The organism is Streptomyces pactum (assembly GCF_002005225.1).
GTDB lineage: Bacteria > Actinomycetota > Actinomycetes > Streptomycetales > Streptomycetaceae > Streptomyces > Streptomyces pactum_A.
Genome location: NZ_CP019724.1, coordinates 4263109 through 4283163, shown reverse-complemented (window position 1 = coordinate 4283163; position 20055 = coordinate 4263109). Strand labels below are relative to the sequence as shown.

The window sequence follows — 20055 nt, the reverse complement described above, 5'->3', positions numbered from 1 at the left end:
CGCCGCGGCAATTCCCCTCCGGCTTCCACGGGTTCACCCGCCGTTCACCGCGACGCCCGTCTCCCGCACGTATGTGCACCTACGGTCGCGCTGACACCAAGGGCATCCAAGGGCTTCTCAGGGGAGAAACACAGTGCGCAAGCTGCTGCCGTTGATCGGAACGCCGTCCGGTTCGCATCCCGGCGGCCGGTCCGCCATGACCTGCCGTTTCCGGTGTGGTGACGCCTGCTTCCACGAGGTGCCCAACACCAGCTCGAACGAGTACGTCGGCGACGTCATCGCCGGCGCGCTCAGCCGCCGCTCCATGATGCGCGCCGCCGCCGTCGTCACCGTCGCCGCGGCGGGTGCCGGGGCCGTGGGCGTGGCGGGGGCGCCGTCGGCGCAGGCCGCGCCGGCGGCCGGGAAGGGGCACGGCGCGGGGCACGGGAAACCGTCGAAGACGCAGGGGGCCCGCGGGCTGCGGTTCGCGCCCGTCGCACCCAACACCGACGACGTCGTCACCGTCCCGGAGGGGTACCGGCAGGACGTCGTGATCCGCTGGGGCGAGCCGATCCTGCGCGGGGCGCCCGCCTTCGACCCGGAGAAGCAGAGCGCGAAGGCGCAGGCGGGGCAGTTCGGGTACAACAACGACTTCCTCGCGCTGCTGCCGCTGCGTGGTGAGCACGGCCGGCAGGTCCTCGTCGCCAACCACGAGTACACCGACGAGGTGCTCATGTTCCGCGACTACGACCCCGAGAACCCGACCCGCGAGCAGGTCGAGATCGCCTGGGCCGCGCACGGCCTGTCCGCCGTGGTGGTGGAGGAGGAGCGCCGGAGCGGGAAGCTGACGCCCGTGGTCCGGCACCGCCTCAACCGGCGCGTCACCGCGACGAGCGAGTTCCGGCTGACCGGCCCGGCCGCCGGGTCGGACCTGGTGAAGACCTCCGCCGACCGCACCGGCCGCAAGGTCCTCGGCACCCTCAACAACTGCTCCGGCGGCACCACCCCGTGGGGCACGACGCTGCACGGCGAGGAGAACTTCAACCAGTACTTCGCCAACAGCAGCCGGCCGACGGACAAGCGCTACGGCATCGGCACCGGCGCCACCGAGCGCAAGTGGGAGCGGTTCGACAAGCGGTTCGACGTCGCCCGGGAGCCGAACGAGGTGCACCGCTTCGGGTACGTCGTCGAGCTGGACCCGTACGACCCGGAGTCGACTCCGCGCAAGCACACCCTGCTCGGCCGCTTCAAGCACGAGGCGGCGACCGTGCGGCTGACCCACGACGGGCGCCCGGTCGTCTACACCGGCGACGACGAGCGGTTCGACTACTTCTACAAGTTCGTCGGCAGCAAGCGGATGCGGCACGGGAACTCCCGCTGGGCGCGGGAGCACAACCTGTCGCTGCTCGACGAGGGCACCCTCTACGTCGCCAAGCTCTCCGGCGACTCCCCCTCGATCGAGATCGACGGCACGGGCCAACTGCCGAGCGACGGCGAGTTCGACGGCGGCGGCCGCTGGATCCCGCTGGTCACCGCCACCGAGGACGGCGCCGTCTCGCACGTCGAGGGCATGACCGCCGAGGAGGTCTGCGTCTTCACGCGGCTGGCCGGTGACAAGGTCGGCGCCACCAAGATGGACCGGCCCGAGGACATCGAGCCCTCGCCGAAGACCGGCAAGGTGTACGTCGCCCTCACCAACAACTCCAACCGCGGCAAGGCCGGTTACGCCGGTCCCGACGAGGCCAACCCCCGCAACGGCAACAAGCACGGCCACGTCCTGGAGCTGACCGAGCGCTGGAACCGGGCCGACGCCACCAGCTTCGCCTGGTCGCTGTTCCTCGTCGCCGGCGACCCGGAGGACCCGGCGACCTACTTCGCGGGCTTCCCGAAGGACCGGGTCAGCCCGATCTCCTGCCCCGACAACGTCGCCTTCGACGACCACGGCAACCTGTGGCTGTCCACCGACGGCAACGCGCTCGGCAGCCACGACGGTCTCTTCGGCGTCGCGACCAGGGGCGACCGGCGCGGTGAGCTGAAGCAGTTCCTGACGGTGCCGACCGGTGCGGAGACCTGCGGTCCGATCATCCAGGACCGGCGGGTGCTGGTCGCCGTGCAGCACCCGGGCGAGGTGGACGGCGCCTCCGTGGCGGAGCCGGCCAGCACCTGGCCGGACGGACCCGGGACGTACGTGCGCCCGGCGGTCGTGGCGGTGTGGCGCGAGGACGGGCGCGACATCGGCGTCTGAGCCCGCTCTTCGCACGGGGCCGGTGTCAGCCGGCCCCGTGCAGGGTGAGGTCGACGACCAGGGCCCGGTGGTCGGTGTCCGCCAGGTCCAGGAACCGGGCGCGGTGTGCGGTGAAGTCCTCCGACACCAGGACGTGGTCGATCTGCACGCCGAACGCCGGGGCGGTCCGGGCCGGCCAGGTGACCGTCCGGTCGTCCCCGGCCAGCCGGGCCGCGTCGCGCAGCCCCGTGTCGAGTATCCGGCGGAAGACGGCGTGGTCCTGGGAGGCGTTGAAGTCGCCCGCGAGGACGGCGGGGGTTCCGCTGTCCTCGGCCTCGGCGGCGACGTCGCGCAGTGCGCCCAGTTCCTCGCGCCACAGGCCGACCTGGTCCGGCAGCGGTGGCATCGGGTGGGCGAGCTGGAGGCGTACGGCGTGGCCGCGCACGTCGGCGACGGCGCCGGGCATGCCCATGGTGGCGGGGACGCCGGGGGTGGCCTTGAGCGGGAAGACGCTCAGGATGACGGACCCCTCGGAGCCGCCGCCCTCGACGGCCCGCCGGTGGGGGTAGTCGGCGGCGAGGTCGCGCCGCAGCGCCGCGTCACAGGCGTATTCACACTCCTGTACGAATACGAGGTCGGGCTTCTCGCGCCGCACGGCGGAGATCAGCTCGCCGGTGCCCTGTCCGAACTCGACGTTCGAGGTCAGCACCCGCACCTCGGCGACGGGCAGCCCGACGGGGTCGCCCGTCTTGCCGTACGGCTCGATGAACCACGCCAGCAGTCCGAGCAGCGCGACCCCCCACACCGCGCCGGTCCACCACCGGGCGAGCAGGGTGAGCAGCAGACCGGCGCCGGTCGGCACGAGCAGCCACGGGAGGAAGGCGAGGAGCTGGGGGACGGGTGTGACGCCGTCGGTGTCGGCGACGCGGCAGCCGACGACCACGCTCACCCCGGCGAACAGCAGCCCCGCGCACCAGGCGCCGAACCGCCGCCCGGCACGGCGGGCCGCCGGCCGCTCGCGGGAGTCCGTCCACTCACCGGTCGTCGTGTCGGTGTCCAAGTCCCGGCCTTCCGCTCGCGGTGCGCTGCCTGCCCGTGTACTGCCTGCCCGTGTACCCGACTGCCCTGTACTGCCTGCCCTGTACTGCCTGCCTGTGCACTGCCCTGCTCGTGCGGTCTCCGCCCGTGTGGTGCCTGCCGCCGCGGGAGTCCGGACACTCCCTTGAAAGACGGGAGCCGGGGGTGGGAAGTTGCCCGGGCGCGGGTCGCGGACCGCTACGCCCGCGCGTGGAACTCCCGGACCACCTCGACGCGCCCCACGATGTGCCGGTTGAACTCCGCCGGCTCCTCCGCCGGAACCCACGGCTCCAGGATCGTCTCGCCGCCGGCCCGGCGTACCGGGTGGCGAAGATCGGCTGTTCGGGCAGGCGGGGCGGCCAGGCCGTCCAGTCCGAGGCCTCGACCGGGGCCGGTTCCCCGGGGCCTGCGGGGCGCCGCAGGGGCGTCGTCCTGGGCATGGCCGGTGACCTTGACCGCCTGGTCCGGGGCCCGGCCAGGGGATTACGTCGGGAGTCCGGCCAGGGATCACGTCGGGAGTCCGGCCGGGGCGGCGACCGCGTCGGGCGGCGGCTCAGAGCCGGGCCCGCGTCCGCCGGGGCGGTGCCGGGTCGACGGCGGTTCCCGCGGGCGTCCGGCGCCGGCGCAGCAGATGCCCGTACCGGCCCGTGAGCCAGGAGGCCAGGGCGACCGTGAGGCCGAGGGCGACGAGGAGCCACGAGGCCGTGCGCAGGGTTTCGGTGAGGGCGTCGTAGACGGCGCCCGCGGCCGGACCGTCGACCGCGCCGTCGACCGCGCCGGGGAGTTCGGCGACGGTGAGCCGGCGGCCGACCACGACGGCGAGGACGAGCAGCGCCCCGCCGAGGGCGGTGCCGATCCCGGCGGCCGTGACCGCGCGCCGGCGGCAGGCGGCGACGGCGATGCCGGTGACCGCGAAGACGACGGCCGCGAGCGGCAGCCACAGGGCGGCGACGTCGAGCACGTGGTAGCCCCTTCTGAGCCGGTCCGTCTCGTGGGCCGCCAGCACGGTCACCGCGGTGTGCCGGACCGGGATGCGCCGGGCGAAGGGCACGTTGTCGTCGGCGAGCCGCTCCTTGACGCGGGCGGTGACGGGGGCGAGGTCGACGGTGACCGCGCGTCCGCGTGACCGTTCGTCCCGCAGGGCGCGCAGGACGGCGCCGTGAACGGTGCGGTGGGCCGCGTTCCAGCCCTCGCGGAAGGCCTCGGTCCGGGTGAACGACCGTGCCGCGTCCTGCACGAAGAGCCGCACGGTGCCGTTCATGGGGCCGGCCGCGACCTCGGCCATGACCCCGTCGCCCACCGTGTCGCCCACCATGTCGGCGACCGCGTCCCGTACGTCCGGATCGTCGGCGAGCGGTGCCATGGCGGCGACGTACCGCCCGGTGTCGGCCGGCCCGTGCACCGCCCAGCCCGCCAGCGTGCCGCACGGCGCGAGCAGGCAGGCGAGGGCGATCAGGACGGCCGACAGGGCGTTCCGGGGGCGTGGGGACACGCTTCCAGGCAAGCCCCGGGGAACGGCACGGGCGACCGGCGTGACTGCATATGGCCCCCCACGACGAGCCGGACGGGCGCCCCGCCCGCACCGGGCGCACTGCCCGCACTGCCCGCACCAAGCGCACCGGGCGCACCGGGCGGGCGACCGCCCGCCCCGCCCCCGTGCGGTGCGTCAGGTGACCGGACGGCCCTTCGCGTCCTCGTGGGTGTAGTAGCGGTAGAACAACGTGGCGAAGACCGCCGCCGCGAGCAGCAGGGACACGACGACGCACGTGAACATGGCCACGCCGCTCTGCGCGTACAGGAACCCCAGCGCGCTGCCCGCGAACGCGCCCCACAGGACCGCGTGGCCTTCGCGCGGCAGGCGCTGGGCCACTGCCCGCACCACGGCGTAGAGGACGACGAACGCGAGCACGGTCAGGAAGCCGAAGAGGAGGTTCCAGCCGGTGACGGAGTCGCCGTGGCGGCGGATGGCCGCGGCCCAGTAGCCGTAGACCAGCCCGATCGCGAGGGGCACCGCCCACCTCGCCACCCTGTGCGTCCGCTCGCCGAAGACGTCGGGCGTCGCCGTGCGGCGGCGCGTGTCCGTTTCGGTGGATGTTCCGCGTGCCGGTACCGCGTGAGCCATGAGAGCACTCCTCTCGCCTCGCCCCCGTCTACCAGGGCACACCGGTGCGGGCCGGCGGGCAAGTCAGGATGCGGGCCGTGGGGGCGCGTGTTTCGCTGGGGCCCGTGAGGAGTCGTGACCGCAGGCCGGTGCGCGGCCGGTGGCGTCTGCTCGGCCGACTCGTCCAGGCCGCCGGCCGGGGGGACGCCGCGTCCCGGCACGAACTGCTCAGCGTCCGCGGGCACAGCGTGGCCTGGCTGTTCCCGCTGCTCCTGCTGGTCGCCATCGCCGCGGCCGACATCACGACCGGCGCGTTCGAGATCATCTCCTGGACCGTGCTCGTGCCCGGCGTCGCCGCCGCGATCTGCGGGGTGCGGACCACGGCCGTGTACGCGCTGGTCGCCCTGGTCGTGTACGTCTTCGCGGACACCGTCTGGCAGCACCGCGAGGAGACCGGGCTGCCCGGCCTGGTCCTCGTCGCGCTCGCGGGAGGGATCTCCGTGGTGGTCGCCGCGCTCCGGGTCGGCGGCGAGCAGCGCATGCTGCACATGCGGGACATCGCCGAGACCACCCGGCGGACCGTGCTGCGCCCGCTCCCGGTGGGGTTCGGCGGCCTCGAGCATGCCGCCGCCTACCTCTCCTCGGACACCGAGGCCCGCGTCGGCGGCGACTTCTACGACATCCAGCCGGGCCCGCACGGCACCCGCGTCCTCGTCGGCGACGTGCAGGGCAAGGGCCTGGGCGCGGTGGACACGGCCGCCGCGCTGCTCGGCACCTTCCGCGAGGCCGCCTACCACGAGCCGGACCTCGCGACGGTCGCCGAGCGCCTGGAGCTGCGCATGCAGCGCCACCGTGCGCACACCGCGGCCCTCGGCCACCTGGACGGCGACCGTTTCGCCACCGCGGTGCTGGTCGGCTTCTCGGAGGACCTCCCCGACACCGTGGACGTCGTCCTCTTCGGCCACGACCCCCCGCTCGCGGTCGGCCCCGACGGCGTGCGGCCCCTTACGGACGCCGGCGGGCTGCCGCTGGGCATGGGCGACCTGACACCCGGCCCGCCGGTGTCGGTGCGCCGGCTGGTCCTCGCCGCCGACGAGACGCTCCTGGTGGTCACCGACGGGGTGACCGAGGCCCGTGATCCCGAGGGACGCTTCTACCGGCACGGCGAGGACGTCGCCCGCGCGGTCGCCGGCGACCTGTCGAACGCGGCGCCGGCGAGGCTGGTGGCGCTCGTCCGGGACGGCACGCTGCGGCACAGCCGGGGGCGGCTGACCGACGACACCACGGTCTTCGCGGTACGGCGGACGGGACGGCCACCGGAGTGGCCCTAGATGCCCCGCTTTGCAGCCGCAGCGGTTACGGTGCTGCCGTACGTGATCGACAGGGGGAGGGACATGCCGGGAACCGTGCTGCTGCTGGCGGCGTCGCCCGTGGGCAGGGGGTGCCTGGTGGACGCCGCGTCCGTGCTCCCCGTGCTCGCGGCCGTGCCGCCCCCCGTGCTCTCGGGCACCGACACCGCGAACGTCGTCGAGCTCGCCGACCCGCTGGAGCCGCAGGCCGTCCTGACCCGGCTGCGTGCCGCCGCGGCGGCCCCCGGACCGCTGACCGTGTACGTCGCGGGCCAGCTCCAGCTCGACCGGCGCCAGCGCCTGCCGCACCTGGCGCTGGCCCGCACGACACCGGCGACCGTCCGCTACACCGCCCTGCCCTGGCACTGGATCCGCGAGGAACTGCGGCTGCGGCCGAGCGGCGCGACGACGCTGCTGCTCGACCTGCACGCCGACCAGGAGACCTGGCAGTGGCTGCGGGCCAACCCGCTGGACTGCGGGCGCAACAACGCGGTTTACGGTCGCGTCGCGCCGCCGCCCACGCGGCGGACGGTGGCGGCCCCCTCGTACATGCGTGCCGTCGCGACGATCCTGCGCAGCGGGCACCGGCCGCCGCCGGACCAGTTGCACCAGCAGGCGCTGGCCCGTGCCGCGGCCGAGGTCGCGGGCGGTGGTGCGGCGGCGGACCTGGTGCTGACGGCGCCGGGGCCGGAGGCGGGTGACCCGCACGCCGTCATCACCGCAGCCGTGCGGGCCGGGCGGCACGCGGACGCCGACGCGCTCGCCGCCCGGCACGAGCGGGCCGCCGCCCAGGCGCACGGGCCCGCCTCCGAGGAGGCGCTGCACTGGACGGAGGTCCGCGCCGACCTCGCGATGTTCGCGGGGGACCCGGTGCGCAGTTGCCGGGCCTGGCTGGCGGTGGCGGAGGCCCGGCTGGGCGCCGGCCAGCCGCCCCAGGCGCCCGCGGTGGAGGCGGCCGTGGACCGGGCCCACCACCAGTGGGGGCAGGTGCGTGACACCGTGCGGGCGCGGGAGCTGGGCGGGGCGCTCGCCGCGTTGCGGGGCCGGGTGCCGGGGCAGCGCGAGGGCGCGCTCGACCACGTGCGGCGCGAGCTGAGCCGCCTGCAGACCCAGGGCTGAGGCCCGCCCGGGCGGTCCCCGTCCCGGCGCGCGCGCCCGCGTACGCGGCACGGCAGCGGCGTCCGGACCCTCGCCAGTGTGCAACAGCGGTGCCATGATGGTGAGTTATGGCTGAGGGGGACGGAGTGGTGACGCGCGGTATCCGGATCCGGCTGGACGGGGCCGCGAGCGAGAGTGACATCGATGCCCTGCACAAATGGCTGGAACGCGAGAAACCGCTCGCCGACCTGGCCCGGACCGACCAGCTCCGCATCGACGAGCACAGCCGGACCGGCGAGGCCGGCGCCCCGATGGGCACCGGCATGGACATCGTCGTGGCGGTGATCGGGGGCGCCGCGGGCGCGATGTTCCAGGGAGTGGTGGACCAGGTCCGGCGTTCCGTGGAGGCCTGGCGGGCCAACCGTCGTGAGGTGGAGGACGGCGAGCCGCCCCAGGTGCGCGTCGAGCCGGTGCGACCCGACGACAGGTAGGCGGCCGGTGACCGGTTACGACCCGCGGGGGAAGGCGAACCGGGCGCTGTTGGTCGGAGTGTCCGAATACGACAACACGGCGCCGCCGGACGGCGTGCCCGGAGACCTGCCCGCGGTCAAGCACAACCTGAACCGGCTGGAGGAGGCGCTGCGGCACGGCGGGGTGTTCGGCGAGCGGGAGATCGCGGTGTGCCGCTCTCCCGACCAGGTCACCTTCGGCCGGGAACTGTGGCTGGCCGCCAAGGAGGCCGAGGGCGTCCTGCTGCTGTACTTCGCCGGGCACGGGGCCATACCGAACGCGGGCGACGAGCTGTTCCTGCAGATGCGCAACGCGCGCGTCGTCGCGGGCGGGCACGCGGTCTTCCCCGGCTCGGAGATGTTCAGCACCGTGCAGGCGGTGCTCGCCGCCGGTCCGGCCCGGCGGATCGTGGTGATCCTCGACTGCTGCTTCGCGGGCAACGCCGCCTGGATCCGCCCGGACCCCCGCGACAAGCGGCGGTTGCTGCTGCTGATGAGCGTGCAGGCCAATCACCGTATCGACGCGGGTGATCCCAAGACCCCGACGCCGTTCACCGCCGAGCTCGCGAAGGTGCTGGAGGCGGGCGGCGACGTGTCGTTCCGCGCTCTCGTGGACGACCTGCGGGCCCGGATGTCCGCCGCCGGACACCGGACGGTGCGCGGCGACGCCTGGGAGCCGGAGAGCCGCGTCGAGCCCGGGGAGGACGTGCTCCTCGCCGCCCGGGCGAGGGCGGCCGGGCTGCCGCCCGTGCCCGGGCCCGTACCTCAGCCGGGCCCCGTGCCCGGGCCGGTATCTCAGCCGGGCCCTGCGCCCGGGCCGGTATCTCAGCCGGGCCCTGCGCCCGGGCCGGTATCTCAGCCGGGCCCTGCGCCCGGGCCGGTATCTCAGCCGGGCCCCGTGCCCGGGCCGGTATCTCAGCCGGGCCCTGCGCCCGGGCCGGTATCTCAGCCGGGCCCTGCGCCCGGGCCGGTATCTCAGCCGGGCCCCGTGCCCGGGCCGGTATCTCAGCCGGGCCCTGCGCCCGGGCCGGTATCTCAGCCGGGCCCTGCGCCCGGGCCGGTATCTCAGCCGGGCCCTGCGCCCGGGCCGGTATCTCAGCCGGGCCCTGCGCCCGGGCCGGTATCTCAGCCGGGCCCCGTGCCCGGGCCGGTATCTCAGCCGGGCCCTGCGCCCGGGCCGGTATCTCAGCCGGGCCCTGCGCCCGGGCCGGTATCTCAGCCGGGCCCCGTGCCCGAGCCCGTACCGCAGCCGGACTCCGCGCCGGACCCCGCGCCGGTCCCCGCGCCCGTCCCGGACCCCGCGCCTTTGCCCGGGCCGGGGCTCGTCCGCCGGGTCCGGGCGGCCCTGGGCGGGTTGCCGGGTGCGGTGGGCGGAGCCGGGAGTGCGCTGGTCCGTCGCATCGGCGGCTCCGGGCCGCCCCGGGCGGTCCGGAGGGGAGGCGGGCGGGACGGGCGGTCGCGGCGGCTGGTCGCCGGGGGCGTCGTACTGCTGCTCCTGGCCGCCGCCGCCATCGGTATCGGGGCCTACCGGCACGTCGTGCTGACCGACGGCCCCTCCTCCTGCGCCCCGCCCCTGGAGCTGCGGGTGCTCACCGACCCCGACCTGGAGCCGACGGTCCGGGCCGCCTCCGACGCCTATCTGACGTCGGAGGCGAACACCACCGGCGACGGCTGCCGGCGCAGCGGCATCACCGTCTACAGCGCGGGCGCCGCCGACGCGGTCACCGCCCTGCGCAAGCAGACCGGCGCCTGGCAGGAACCCCGCGGAACCGACACCAACCCGCAGCGCGACGTCGGTCCGCAGCCCGACGTGTGGATACCCGGCTCCCCCGCCGACGCGGCCCGGGTCGTCGCGGGGCAGGACACCGACGCCGTGGCCGAACTCGACGCCGACGAGGAGCCCTTCGCGTACTCCCCGGTCGTGCTCGCCGTCCCGCAGGACATCGCCGTCGACGGACTCGACGACCGCACCGGCCCCCCGCTCATCCGGATGATCGACGACCTGCGCGCCCGGCACGCGGACGCCGCGGTGCGCCGTCCCGACCCGGAGTTCACCGACACCGGACTGCTGGCCACGATCGCGCTGTACGGCACGCCGGGCACGGCCGGCGCCGGTGACCCCCGGCGTGCCGAGGACCGGGTGGACCAGCCGGGGCCGCCCGCCCCGACCGCCGCCGAGCTGCTGTGCGCGCTGCCCGACGACGACGCCGTCGACAACCGCACCGCGGCCCTCGTCCCCGAGTTCCTGCTCAAGAGCGGCGTCGGCTGCGACAGCGCCCGCCGCGCCCCGCGCATGGCCCAGTACCCGGGCGACGTACCGGGTCTGGAACCCCTCTTCGTCCGCGTCCGCTGGCAGGGCGCCGACCGCGACGGGGCCGACCGCGACCGTGAGGCGGACGCCTTCCGGACGTGGCTCACCGGCGAGGGCGGCCGGACGGCCTTCGCCCGGGACGGCTTCCGCTCGGCCACCGGCGACCGCGCCCTGCTGGACGCCACCGAGGTCGCCGAAGGGGTGCTGAGGGCGCCGTCGCCGCTGACCGAGTCCGCCGGACGGGACGCGATGGAGGCGTCACTGGAGGGCTACCGGGGCGCGAACGGCCCCGGCCGCGTGCTGTTCCTGCTCGACAGCTCCGGCTCGATGGCCGACCAGTGGGAGGGCCCCAGCGGTGGGCCCGGCCTGCTGAAACAGTCGCTGGGCGGGCTCGGCGGCCGGGACGAGTACGCCGTGTGGGCGGTGTCGGACAGCGGCGGGGACACGCACGAGACCCTGCTGCCCTTCGGCCCGCACACCCGCAAGGACGCCGAGCGCGCCATCGACCGCGAGGCCGGGGTCCGGGACGCCGAGGCCGACCCGCTCGGGGCGCTGCGGGCCGCGCTCGACGCCATGGAGGTGCGGGACGCCGCCGACGAGCGCCCCGGCCTGATCGTCTTCGTCACCGACGACGAGGACGCGGACCGGCTCTCCGGCGACGGCTTCGGCAACCTCCTGGCCCTGGCGGGCGCGAGGGAGGTGCCGATCGCGATGGTCTCCCTGAAGGGCGGCGGCTGCGACGCGGGGAAGCCGGACGCCCGGGTCTCCCAGGCCGGCGGCGGCCGCTGCCTGGACGCCGACGACGATCTCGGCGCCGCCCTGCACGACGAGGTCGCGCGCACCGGAACAGGGGAGGCGTGATGCGCGGAGTACCGCTGCGACGGCAGTACCGGCGACGGCTCGCGGCGCTGCCGGCCGCGCTGTTCCTGCTCCTGCCGACCGCGTGCGGCGGTGGCGGCGACGACGGCGGGAGCGGACCCGCGGCGCCCCCCTCCGCCGACGTGCCCGGCGCCATCGTGGTCGCCAGCGGCCGGGACGTCACCGGCAAGAACGGCATCCGCCAGCGGCTCATCGACGCCTGGAACGCCGAGCAGGAGAGGGCCGGCACCGACTACCGGGCCCGGCTGGTCGAGCTCCCCGGCAACGCCGACGAACAGCGCAGCCAGTTGCTGGGCGCGCTCCAGTCCGGCAGCGCCGCCTACGACGTGGTCAACCTCGACGTCACCTGGGTCCCGGAGTTCGCCGCCGCGGACCTCATCAGCCCGCTGCCGAAGTCGCTGCTCGACGACGACGTCATCGCACCCGTCGCGAGCACCGCCCGCTGGGACGGCGAGGTGTACGCCGCCCCCTTCAACAGCGACGTCGGCCTGCTCTACTACCGGCGCGACCACCTGCGCCAGGCGGACGTCGAGCAGACCGACCTGACCGGCGGCCTGGACTGGCCGGAGCTGAAGACGCTGATCACCGCCGTGGGCGACCACAAACCCGACGGCTTCGACAAGGGATGGACGACCCAGCTCGCCGCCTACGAGGGGCGGACGGTCAACGCCGTGGAGGCGTTCGCGTCGGCCGTGCCGGGCCTCACGCTCACGGACGGGGACGGCGACTACGACGCCACCGTCGAGGAGCTGACGGAGGGCATCACCGAACTGCGCCGCCGCACCGAGGCCTCCTACGTGCTCCCGAACGCCTTCCACTCCGACGAGGCGGCGTCCCTCGGCGACTTCGCCGCCGGCCGCACCACCTTCCTGCGGCACTGGCCGTACGTGTATCCCGCCCTGCACCAGTCGTTCCCCGACGACGACCGGCTCGGTGTGACCGCCTTGCCGGGCCGGGCCGTGCTCGGCGGCCAGAACCTCGCCGTGACCGCGGCGTCCCAGCGGAAGGCCAAGGCGACCGAGCTGATCAGGCACCTGACCGGCAAGGAGAGCGAACGCTGCCTGCTGGACGCCGGTTTCGCGGCGACGCGCACCTCCGCGTACACGGACGGCGCCGTGACGTGCGAGGTGGGCACCGCCACGCCCTCGGCGGCGCCGACCGGCGAGAGCGCCGACACCGTGCCCCGCGACGCGGCCGGCCGCCCGGAGTACGCCCGCGACATCCTGCTGCCCGCCCTCCGGGAGGCGGTGCACCGTCCCCGCACCCCGCTGTACGGCGCCTTCACCCAGACCTTCACCACCGAGCTGGGAGCCCTCTTCGCCGACGATCCGCCGGGCGACGCGGAACTGGCGAGGCGCCTGGACGAGGCCCTCAGACGCGCCCTGCCCCACTGACCGCCCCGCCCGGACCGGCCCTCCCGCCGCGGGGGTCGGCCCTTCCGCCGCGGGGGTCGGCCCTCTCGCCGCGCGGACCGCCCTCTCGCCGCGGGGACCGGCTTTCCCGCCGCGCGGACCGGCCCTCCCGCCGCCCGGATGGGCCCTCCCGCCGCGCGGGCGGCTCAGCGGCCCACGGTGACCAGCGAGTCCGTGACCGCGGTGGTGTCCCCCGCCGGAGCGGGCGCCGGCGGGCGTGCCGTGTCCGCCGGGCCCGCGTTCGCGGCCAGCAGCAGACAGGCCACGGCGGCGACGGCGGCGGCGAGGGCTCTGGCGTAACGTTCGGCGGTGCGTGTGAGTCCGGGCACGGCGTCCTCTGCGGATCGTACGGGGATTGTGTCAAGCGCGGTTAAGTGCGCTTAACCCGCGGTTTAACCTAGGGCCGGCGGAGACGAACGGCAAGAGCCACAGGGGGAGTTGGCAGTGGGCGACCGTGATGACCGGGGGGCCATCGGGCGCCGGGTGCAGCGACTGCGGGCCGAGCGCGGGATGACCCAGCGCCAGCTCGCGGAACCCGCGTACACCCCCGCCTACATCTCCACCCTGGAGGCCGGCCGCGTCCGCCCCTCGGACGAGGCGCTGCGGCATCTCGCCGAGCGGCTCGGCGTGGGCTACGAGGAGCTGGTCACCGGGCGCCCGGCGCGGCTCGCCACCGATCTGCGCCTCAGGCTCACCGAGGCCCGGCGCACCCTCGCCGGCGACGGCGCCGAACAGGCGGCCGGGCAGTACGCCGCACTGCTCGCCGAGGCCGAGGCCCACGAGCTGCCCGAGGAGCGGGCCGCCGCGCTGCTCGGGCTCGGGGAGTGCGCCGTGGAGACCGGCGAGATCGCCACCGGACGGCGGTACTTCGAGCAGGCCGAGGAGTGCCTCGCCGACGCCGGCGCCCCACTGCCCGCCCGCGTCCCCGCCCTGCGCGGACGTGCCCTCGCGCACTACCTCGCCGGTGAACTCCGTTACGCCGTCTACCTCCTCGAGTCCACCCTCGACGAGCTGAACCGCGGTGGCCTGCACGACCCCGACGCGCTGCTGCTGCTCTACGCCAGCGCCATCGGCCCCTACATGGACATGGGCGCCCACGCGCGCGCCGCCCAGGCCGCCGAACTCGCCCTCTCCCTCGCGCCCAGCGCCGGTGACCCCGCGCTGGTGGCCCGCATGCACCGCTCCGTCGCCCGCACCCTGCTCGCCGAGGGCCGCCTCGCCGAGGCCGACGCCTCGCTGGCCAAGGCCGCCGAGCTGTACCGCACGCTGCAACTCCGCACCGAGCTGGCCAACTGTCACTGGATGCGCGGCTACGTGTACGCCCAGAACGGCGAGCTGCCGCGCGCGGAGGAGGAGATGCGGGAGGCCCTCGGCATGCTCTCCGTCACCCGCGCCGCCCTCTACAGCAGCCAGGTCGCCGTGGAGCTGGCCGACGTACTGCACCGCCGCGGCAAGTCCGGGGAGGCCGCCGAGCTGCTGCACGGGGTACTGGACGACCTCTCCTCCGAACGCGGCGCCGTGCACGCCGCGGGCGCCCACCGGCTGCTCGGCATCATCGCCGAGGACGCCCGGGACACCGAGACCGCCGAGGAGCACTACGTCCGCGCCCTCAGCCTGCTGGAACGGGCCGGTGCGGCCGGCGACCTGGCCGACCTGTGCCGGCTCCTCGGCGACCTGCTGCGCCGCACCGGCCGGGTGGAGGCGGCCCTCGACGCCTACCGCACCGGCCTCGGGCACCGCACCGCGCCCGGCACGACCACGCTGGGCCCGGCGCCCGCACAGCCTCCCCTGTGAGACGCCGGGGCCGGCCCACGGCCGCGCCGGTTAGATTGCCCGGGCACACGGACGAGCGGGACGAGGCACGTGGACGACCAACCGACAGCGACCGGCCGGGCGCCGGCCGACCCGGCGGTGACCGGGCGGGCGCCGGCCGACCAGCCGGTGACCGGACACGTGCTGGCCGACCGGGCAGTGGCCGACGTTCTGCGGCTCGCCGTGCGCGCGCTGGTGTACGCCGTGCTCGGCGGGACCGCGCTGCTGGCCATCGCGACCGTGGCCTCGGTCCTCGGTCCGACCGTGGCGCTCGACCTCTACACGCCCGCGGTGGCGGCCTGGTGGACGGTGTTCACCGCCGTCGTCGTCCAGGGCGTGCCGTTCCTGCTGCTGGGCACGGTCGTCTCGGCGGCGATCGGGGCGTTCGTGCCCGAGCGTGTGTTCAGCCGTCTCCTGCCCCGTAACCAGGCCCTCGCCGTGCCCGTCGCCGGTGCGGCCGGAGTGGTCCTGCCCGGCTGCGAGTGCGCGTCGGTGCCGGTGGCCGGGAGCCTGATGCGGCGCGGCGTCGCCCCGGCCGCGGCCCTCGCCTTCCTCCTGTCGGCGCCCGCGATCAACCCGGTGGTGCTGGTGTCCACGTCGATCGCGTTCCCCGGACAGCCCGCCATGGTCGCGGCCCGCCTGGCCGCCTCCCTCACGGCGGCGGTCGTGATGGGCTGGCTGTGGGTCCGGTTCGGGAAGGAGGAGTGGCTGCGGCTGCCGAAGGCCCGTACGGGGCCGGGAGCGTCGTCGCACGGCTGGAGCGGCTTCGTCACCGGCCTGCGGCACGACTTCCTGCACGCCGGCGGCTTCCTGGTGGTCGGTGCCGGCGCGGCGGCCGCCTTCAACGTCACCGTGCCCCGCTCCGTGCTGGACGTCTTCACCGACTCGCCCTGGCTGTCCGTGCTGCTGCTCGCGGTCCTCGCGGTGGTGCTGTGCGTGTGCAGCGAGGCGGACGCCTTCGTCGCCGCGTCGCTGAGCGGGTTCTCGCCGACCGCGCGACTGGCGTTCATGGTGGTGGGACCGATGGTCGACCTGAAGCTGATCGCGCTGCAGACCGGTACCTTCGGCCGGGCCTTCGCGGTGCGGTTCGCGTCGGTGACGTGGGTGGTGGCCGTGGCGAGCAGTGTGCTGGTGGGGTGGTGGCTGCTGTGAGGCGGTACGGGCCGGCGGTCCTGCTCGCGCTGACCGGCGCGGCGGTGTTGCGGATCTCGCTCTTCGGCGACCTCTACCTGCGGTACGTGCAGCCGGGGCTGCGGCCGTACCTGATCGCGTCCGGGGCGGTGCTGGTGCTGCTCGCGGCGGCCACCGTCCTGGCCCGGCGCGGTGAGGGGGAGGCGGGCGGCGAAGCGGACGGGGAGGCAGACCGGGAGGCGGACGCCCACGGCCACAGTCACGGCCCCGCCGGCCCCCGCGTCGCCTGGCTCCTCACCCTGCCCGCCCTCGCCCTGCTGCTCTTCCCGCCGCCCGCGCTCGGTTCCTACAGCGCCGAACGCGAGGCGGCCCAGCGTGCGGCGCAGGGCGTCGGCACCTTCCCCGCGCTGCCGTCCGGGGACCCGGTGGAGCTGACCCTCGCCGAGTTCGGCTCCCGCGCGGTCTACGACAGCGGGCGCTCGCTGACCGGCCGCACCATACGCCTGACCGGCTTCGTCACCCACGGCGACGACGGCACCTGGTACGTCACCCGGCTCCAGGTCTCCTGCTGCGCCGCCGACGCCACCGTCACGAAGGCCGAGGCCCGGGGCGCCGACGCGCCGCCCGTCGACACCTGGGTCACGGTCACCGGCACCTGGCACCCGCAGGGCGCACTCGGCTCGGACGCGGCCTGGCCACCGGTCCTCGACGTGACGGACGTACGACGGGTGGAGCAGCCCGCGAACCCCTACGAGAAGCGCTGAGCACGGTCCGCGGCCCGCGGCACGCCCCGGGTTTCCCCTGTTCGGGCAGGGGTAGTCGAGCCTCCGGCCGCGTCAGTGAAGGAGGCGGTGCGCGTGCGGCCCAGCGAAGAACCCCGGTGGCCGCCGGACGGGGAACGCGCCGCCGAGGTGATCGAGGCGCAGGTGCGGGGCAGCCCGCCCGGCGAGGTGCCGGGACTGCTGTGCGAGACGGCGGTACGGCTGCTGCCGGTGACCGGCGCGAGCGCGTCGCTGCGTGTCGAGGGCGTGCCGGTGCGGTTGTGCGCCAGGGGTGACCGGGCGACCTACCTGGCGGAGCTCCAGGCCACGCTGGGTGACGGTCCCTGCGTGAGCGCCGCCGAGTCCGGCGCCGCGGTGCTCGCCTGCGATCTGGCGGCCGGTGCCGACGCGGGCCGGTGGCCCGTCTTCGCCCAGCAGGCGACCGCGGTCGGCGTACGGGCGGTGTACGCGCTGCCGCTGGGCGGCGACGCCGGGTGCCTGGGCACCCTCGACCTCTACCGGGACACTCCCGGCGCGCTGACCGGGCCGCAGTTGCGCACGGCACGGCTCGTGGCGGGCGTCATGACGGTGGCGGTGATGGCGCTGCCGCGGGAGGAGACCTGGCTGGACGAACTGGCCGGTGACCACGACGAGGTCTACCGGGCGGTCGGCATGATCATGGCCCAGCTCGGTGTCGGCGCCGACGAGGCCCTGGCGCGCCTGCGCGCCGACGCGTTCGCCCGCGGCCGCACCGCCCACCACGTGGCCCGCGACGTGCTCTCCCACCGCCGCCGCCTGGACCGCGACCACTAGGACCACGGGCTGGCACGGCCGGGGCCCGACACCCGTCGCGGCGCGACCTGCGATGACTGCTGCGTCGCGTGCGACTCGCCGCGACTTGCTGCGTCGCGTGCGACTCGCCGCGACTCGCTGCGTCACGTGCGACTCGCCGCGACCCGCTGCGACCCGCTGCGACCCGCCGCGACGCTAGACCTGCGCCCGCCCTTGCCGCCGGACCTCCGTCAGCCGCCGCGTCCCCACCTCGACGGCCGTCGTCGTGGCGTCGTCGGCCGGTTCGCCCAGGACGCCGTTGGTGAGGCTGATCGCGTCGTCGCCGACGCGTACCGCCACGAGGTCCACGGTGAGGACGGCGGCCCCGGCGCCCACCGTCACCCGCAGGCCCCGCCGGGCGTCCCCCGCCTCCGGCGGCGTCATGCCGGTGACCCGGACGTCCCGGGCGGCGCCGCGGGCGGCCCGGGCCGTGAACCGCCCGCAGGTGTCCGGCAGCGTCCCGAGCCAGTCCAGCACCCGGTCGATGTCGGCCGCGCGGTACGAGGTGATCCGGTAGTGCAACTGGGACCCGCCGGCCGCGTCGTCCAGGGCGGCCGTGGCCCTCGGGGCGATGGCGGCGCCGAACAGCTCCTCGGTGTAGAGGACGTCCAGCAGCCGCCGGCAGTCGGGGCGCTCGGCGGTGGCCTTGAGCACCTCGTCCCGCCAGGTCGCGGCACCCCGCGTCGGCACCCACGCCGCGCCCAGGTCGGCCTCCGTGATCAGCGCCGCCCGCGCCTGCCCCCGGGTGAGCGCGGGCGGTACGGCGGGGGACGGAAGGGTGGCCGGGGACTGCGCGGTCGCCGCCCCGGTGCCGGCCGGCCGGACCGCCTCCCGTCCACCGGCGGAGCAGGCGGCCACCGTCAGCGCCAGTACGGCCGAGAGCGCGGGGGCGAGCAGAGGACGGGCGGCGGGGGCGTGCTGCATCGGGGCCTCCTGGCGGGCCGGGGCGACCGGCGCCGTTCAGGGCCGGTCGCACCCTCCACGGCACCACCGCCCCCGCCCCGCCACCAGCGTGCGGGGCCGTCCGGGTGAGGCGCCCGGCGCGAAAACGGCTCGCGTCGGCGTCCGCCCGCGCGTACCGTCCCGTCCATGAAGCGCGTCGGCCATTTCCTGATGACGACGCCGGGCGGTGTCCCGGCGCGCTGACTGCTGAGCAGAAGTCCGAAGCCCCGGGGCGAGCGCCCCGGGGCTTCGTCGCGTGGTGCTCGTCCTCCGTCCCGAGGAGACCACCGTGCACGACCACAACCAGAACCAGGAACAGCCCCAGAACGAGAAACGGCCCCAGACCCAGGACCGGCCCCCGGCCCGGGACCGGCACCCCGCCCCCCTCCGCGACCGCGACCACGACCACGACCACCGCAGGCTCGGCCGTGAGCTGGGTCTGTTCGACACCGACCCACTGATGGGCGCGGGCCTGCCGTACTGGCTGCCCGAGGGCGCGATCGTCCGCCACACCCTGGAGGAGTACGTCCGCGAGGCGGAGCGCCGGGCCGGCTACCGGCACGTGTACTCGCCCGTCCTCGGCAAGCGCGAACTGTACGAGATCTCCGGCCACTGGGAGCACTACCGCGACGACATGTTCCCGCCGATGGAGCTGGGTGCGGAGGAGGTCGTGCTCCGCCCGAGCCTGTGCCCCCACCACGCCCTGGTCTACCGCTCCCGCTCCCACAGCTACCGGGAGCTGCCCCTGCGGATCGCCGAGCTGGGCGCCATGTACCGCTCCGAACCGTCCGGCGTGCTCGGCGGCCTGACCCGCGTACGGGCCATCCACCTCAACGACGCGCACATCTTCTGCACCCCGGACCAGGCCGCCGCCGAGGCCCGCGCCGCCCTCGGCCTCATCCGCCGCGCCCACGCCGACCTCGGCATCCGGGCCGCCCGCTACCGTCTCTCGCTGCCCGGCCCGGGCGGCAAGTACGTGGCCGACCCGGAGCTGTGGCGGCGGGCCACCGCACTGCTGGAGGAGGCCTTGGACGGGCTGCCGTACGAGGCGGTGGAGGGTGAGGCCGCCTTCTACGGACCCAAGATCGACGTGCAGGTCGCGGACGCCGCCGGACGCGAGTCCACCCTCTCCACCGTCCAGATCGACTTCCACCAGCCCGAACGCTTCGGCCTGCGCTACACCGGCCCCGACGGCGCCCGGCACCGCCCGGTCATGGTGCACCGCAGCGTCATCGGCAGCGTGGAGCGGGTGGTCGCGCACCTGATCGAGGCGCACGGCGGGGCGTTCCCGGCGTGGCTGGCACCCGTGCAGTTGGTGGTGCTGCCGGTCGGCGAGGCGCAGCGGGACCCGGCGTACGACCTCGTACGGCGGGCCGGTGACCACGGGCTGCGCGCCGAGGTCGCCGGGCCGGAGCACGGCACCCTCGGCGCCCGCGTCCGGGCGGCGCGAAAGGTGCCGTACCTGGCGGTGGTCGGCGCGCGGGAGGCGGCGGGCGGCGACCTGGTGGACGTACGCCTGCGGGACGGCCGCCGGCCCGGACGGGTGGCCGGCGCGGAACTGCTGCGGCGGATCGCCGGCCGGGTCCGGGCGCGCGGCCCCGAGCTGTGGGAACCGGCGTGAGCCCGCGTAGGGTCACGG

Annotated in this window: 16 protein-coding genes and 1 pseudogene; 11 read left to right on the top strand and 6 right to left on the bottom strand. The window is 75.6% G+C overall.

Annotation, left to right across the window (positions count from 1 at the left end):
- Positions 1 to 133 precede the first annotated feature (133 nt).
- Positions 134 to 2224, top strand: a complete 2091-nt coding sequence (locus B1H29_RS18055) for a PhoX family protein (protein ID WP_055418858.1) — start codon at positions 134 to 136, stop codon at positions 2222 to 2224.
- Positions 2225 to 2249: 25 nt separating this feature from the next.
- Here the strand turns inward: B1H29_RS18055 and B1H29_RS18050 are convergent, their stop codons facing one another.
- From B1H29_RS18050 to B1H29_RS18035, 4 genes and pseudogenes are all read right to left on the bottom strand, one after another.
- A complete protein-coding gene (locus B1H29_RS18050; RefSeq protein ID WP_055418857.1) occupies positions 2250 to 3263 on the bottom strand; it encodes an endonuclease/exonuclease/phosphatase family protein in 1014 nt (337 codons plus the stop codon).
- Positions 3264 to 3478: 215 nt separating this feature from the next.
- A pseudogene (locus B1H29_RS39375) lies at positions 3479 to 3720 on the bottom strand (hypothetical protein).
- A gap of 113 nt (positions 3721 to 3833) precedes the next feature.
- Complete coding sequence (locus B1H29_RS18040; RefSeq protein WP_055418856.1) at positions 3834 to 4772, bottom strand: hypothetical protein; 939 nt, start codon at positions 4770 to 4772, stop codon at positions 3834 to 3836.
- 174 nt (positions 4773 to 4946) lie between these two features.
- Complete coding sequence (locus tag B1H29_RS18035) at positions 4947 to 5402, bottom strand: hypothetical protein (RefSeq protein ID WP_055418855.1); 456 nt, start codon at positions 5400 to 5402, stop codon at positions 4947 to 4949.
- A gap of 68 nt (positions 5403 to 5470) precedes the next feature.
- Between B1H29_RS18035 and B1H29_RS18030 the strand changes: the two genes are divergently transcribed.
- The 5 genes from B1H29_RS18030 (at position 5471) to B1H29_RS18010 (ending at position 12921) form a co-directional block, all read left to right on the top strand.
- On the top strand, positions 5471 to 6712 hold the full coding sequence (locus B1H29_RS18030; RefSeq protein WP_079160294.1) for a PP2C family protein-serine/threonine phosphatase: 1242 nt from the start codon (positions 5471 to 5473) through the stop codon (positions 6710 to 6712).
- Between the two features lie 63 nt (positions 6713 to 6775).
- Positions 6776 to 7849: a hypothetical protein gene (locus B1H29_RS18025; protein ID WP_055418853.1), complete on the top strand. Its 1074-nt coding sequence runs from the start codon at positions 6776 to 6778 to the stop codon at positions 7847 to 7849.
- A 107-nt stretch (positions 7850 to 7956) separates the two neighbouring features.
- Positions 7957 to 8319 carry a hypothetical protein gene (locus tag B1H29_RS18020; protein WP_055418852.1) on the top strand — a complete coding sequence of 121 codons (363 nt, stop codon included), beginning with the start codon at positions 7957 to 7959 and terminating at the stop codon, positions 8317 to 8319.
- Between the two features lie 7 nt (positions 8320 to 8326).
- Positions 8327 to 11509 (top strand): substrate-binding domain-containing protein, encoded by a 3183-nt coding sequence (locus tag B1H29_RS18015; RefSeq protein ID WP_244209030.1) that lies wholly within the window; start codon positions 8327 to 8329, stop codon positions 11507 to 11509.
- Entirely contained in the window at positions 11509 to 12921 is a 1413-nt protein-coding gene (locus tag B1H29_RS18010; protein WP_055418850.1) for an extracellular solute-binding protein, read from the top strand. The genes B1H29_RS18015 and B1H29_RS18010 overlap by 1 nt, the downstream gene beginning before the upstream one ends.
- A gap of 164 nt (positions 12922 to 13085) precedes the next feature.
- On the opposite strand, the gene B1H29_RS18005 is transcribed toward B1H29_RS18010, so the two are convergent.
- Positions 13086 to 13268, bottom strand: coding sequence for a hypothetical protein (locus B1H29_RS18005; RefSeq protein ID WP_055418849.1), 183 nt, complete (start codon positions 13266 to 13268; stop codon positions 13086 to 13088).
- Between the two features lie 115 nt (positions 13269 to 13383).
- On the opposite strand from B1H29_RS18005, the gene B1H29_RS18000 reads away from it, so the two are divergent.
- The 4 genes from B1H29_RS18000 (at position 13384) to B1H29_RS17985 (ending at position 17456) form a co-directional block, all read left to right on the top strand.
- The gene (locus tag B1H29_RS18000) at positions 13384 to 14733 is read left to right on the top strand and encodes a helix-turn-helix domain-containing protein (RefSeq protein ID WP_055418848.1); all 1350 of its coding nucleotides are present in this window, start codon (positions 13384 to 13386) and stop codon (positions 14731 to 14733) included.
- A gap of 177 nt (positions 14734 to 14910) precedes the next feature.
- Positions 14911 to 15903 (top strand): permease, encoded by a 993-nt coding sequence (locus tag B1H29_RS17995; protein ID WP_409350917.1) that lies wholly within the window; start codon positions 14911 to 14913, stop codon positions 15901 to 15903.
- Positions 15900 to 16646 carry a TIGR03943 family putative permease subunit gene (locus B1H29_RS17990; protein ID WP_055418847.1) on the top strand — a complete coding sequence of 249 codons (747 nt, stop codon included), beginning with the start codon at positions 15900 to 15902 and terminating at the stop codon, positions 16644 to 16646. Before B1H29_RS17995 ends, B1H29_RS17990 begins: the two co-directional genes overlap by 4 nt.
- 87 nt (positions 16647 to 16733) lie before the next feature.
- A complete protein-coding gene (locus B1H29_RS17985; RefSeq protein ID WP_107095284.1) occupies positions 16734 to 17456 on the top strand; it encodes a GAF and ANTAR domain-containing protein in 723 nt (240 codons plus the stop codon).
- A gap of 174 nt (positions 17457 to 17630) precedes the next feature.
- Here B1H29_RS17985 and B1H29_RS17980 read toward each other — a convergent pair whose 3' ends face one another.
- Positions 17631 to 18398: a hypothetical protein gene (locus B1H29_RS17980; protein ID WP_055418845.1), complete on the bottom strand. Its 768-nt coding sequence runs from the start codon at positions 18396 to 18398 to the stop codon at positions 17631 to 17633.
- A gap of 451 nt (positions 18399 to 18849) precedes the next feature.
- Between B1H29_RS17980 and thrS the strand changes: the two genes are divergently transcribed.
- Entirely contained in the window at positions 18850 to 20037 is a 1188-nt protein-coding gene (gene thrS / locus B1H29_RS17975) for a threonine--tRNA ligase (protein ID WP_079160782.1), read from the top strand.
- Positions 20038 to 20055: the final 18 nt, after the last annotated feature.

Bases quoted from the DNA above. Each gene is read 5' to 3' on its own strand.
- B1H29_RS18010 (WP_055418850.1), top strand. From the start codon at position 11,509: ATGCGCGGAGTACCGCTGCGACGGCAGTACCGGCGACGGCTCGCGGCG.
- B1H29_RS18030 (WP_079160294.1), top strand. From the start codon at position 5,471: ATGCGGGCCGTGGGGGCGCGTGTTTCGCTGGGGCCCGTGAGGAGTCGT.
- B1H29_RS18020 (WP_055418852.1), top strand. From the start codon at position 7,957: ATGGCTGAGGGGGACGGAGTGGTGACGCGCGGTATCCGGATCCGGCTG.
- B1H29_RS18035 (WP_055418855.1), bottom strand. From the start codon at position 5,402: ATGGCTCACGCGGTACCGGCACGCGGAACATCCACCGAAACGGACACG.
- B1H29_RS17980 (WP_055418845.1), bottom strand. From the start codon at position 18,398: ATGCAGCACGCCCCCGCCGCCCGTCCTCTGCTCGCCCCCGCGCTCTCG.
- B1H29_RS18025 (WP_055418853.1), top strand. From the start codon at position 6,776: ATGCCGGGAACCGTGCTGCTGCTGGCGGCGTCGCCCGTGGGCAGGGGG.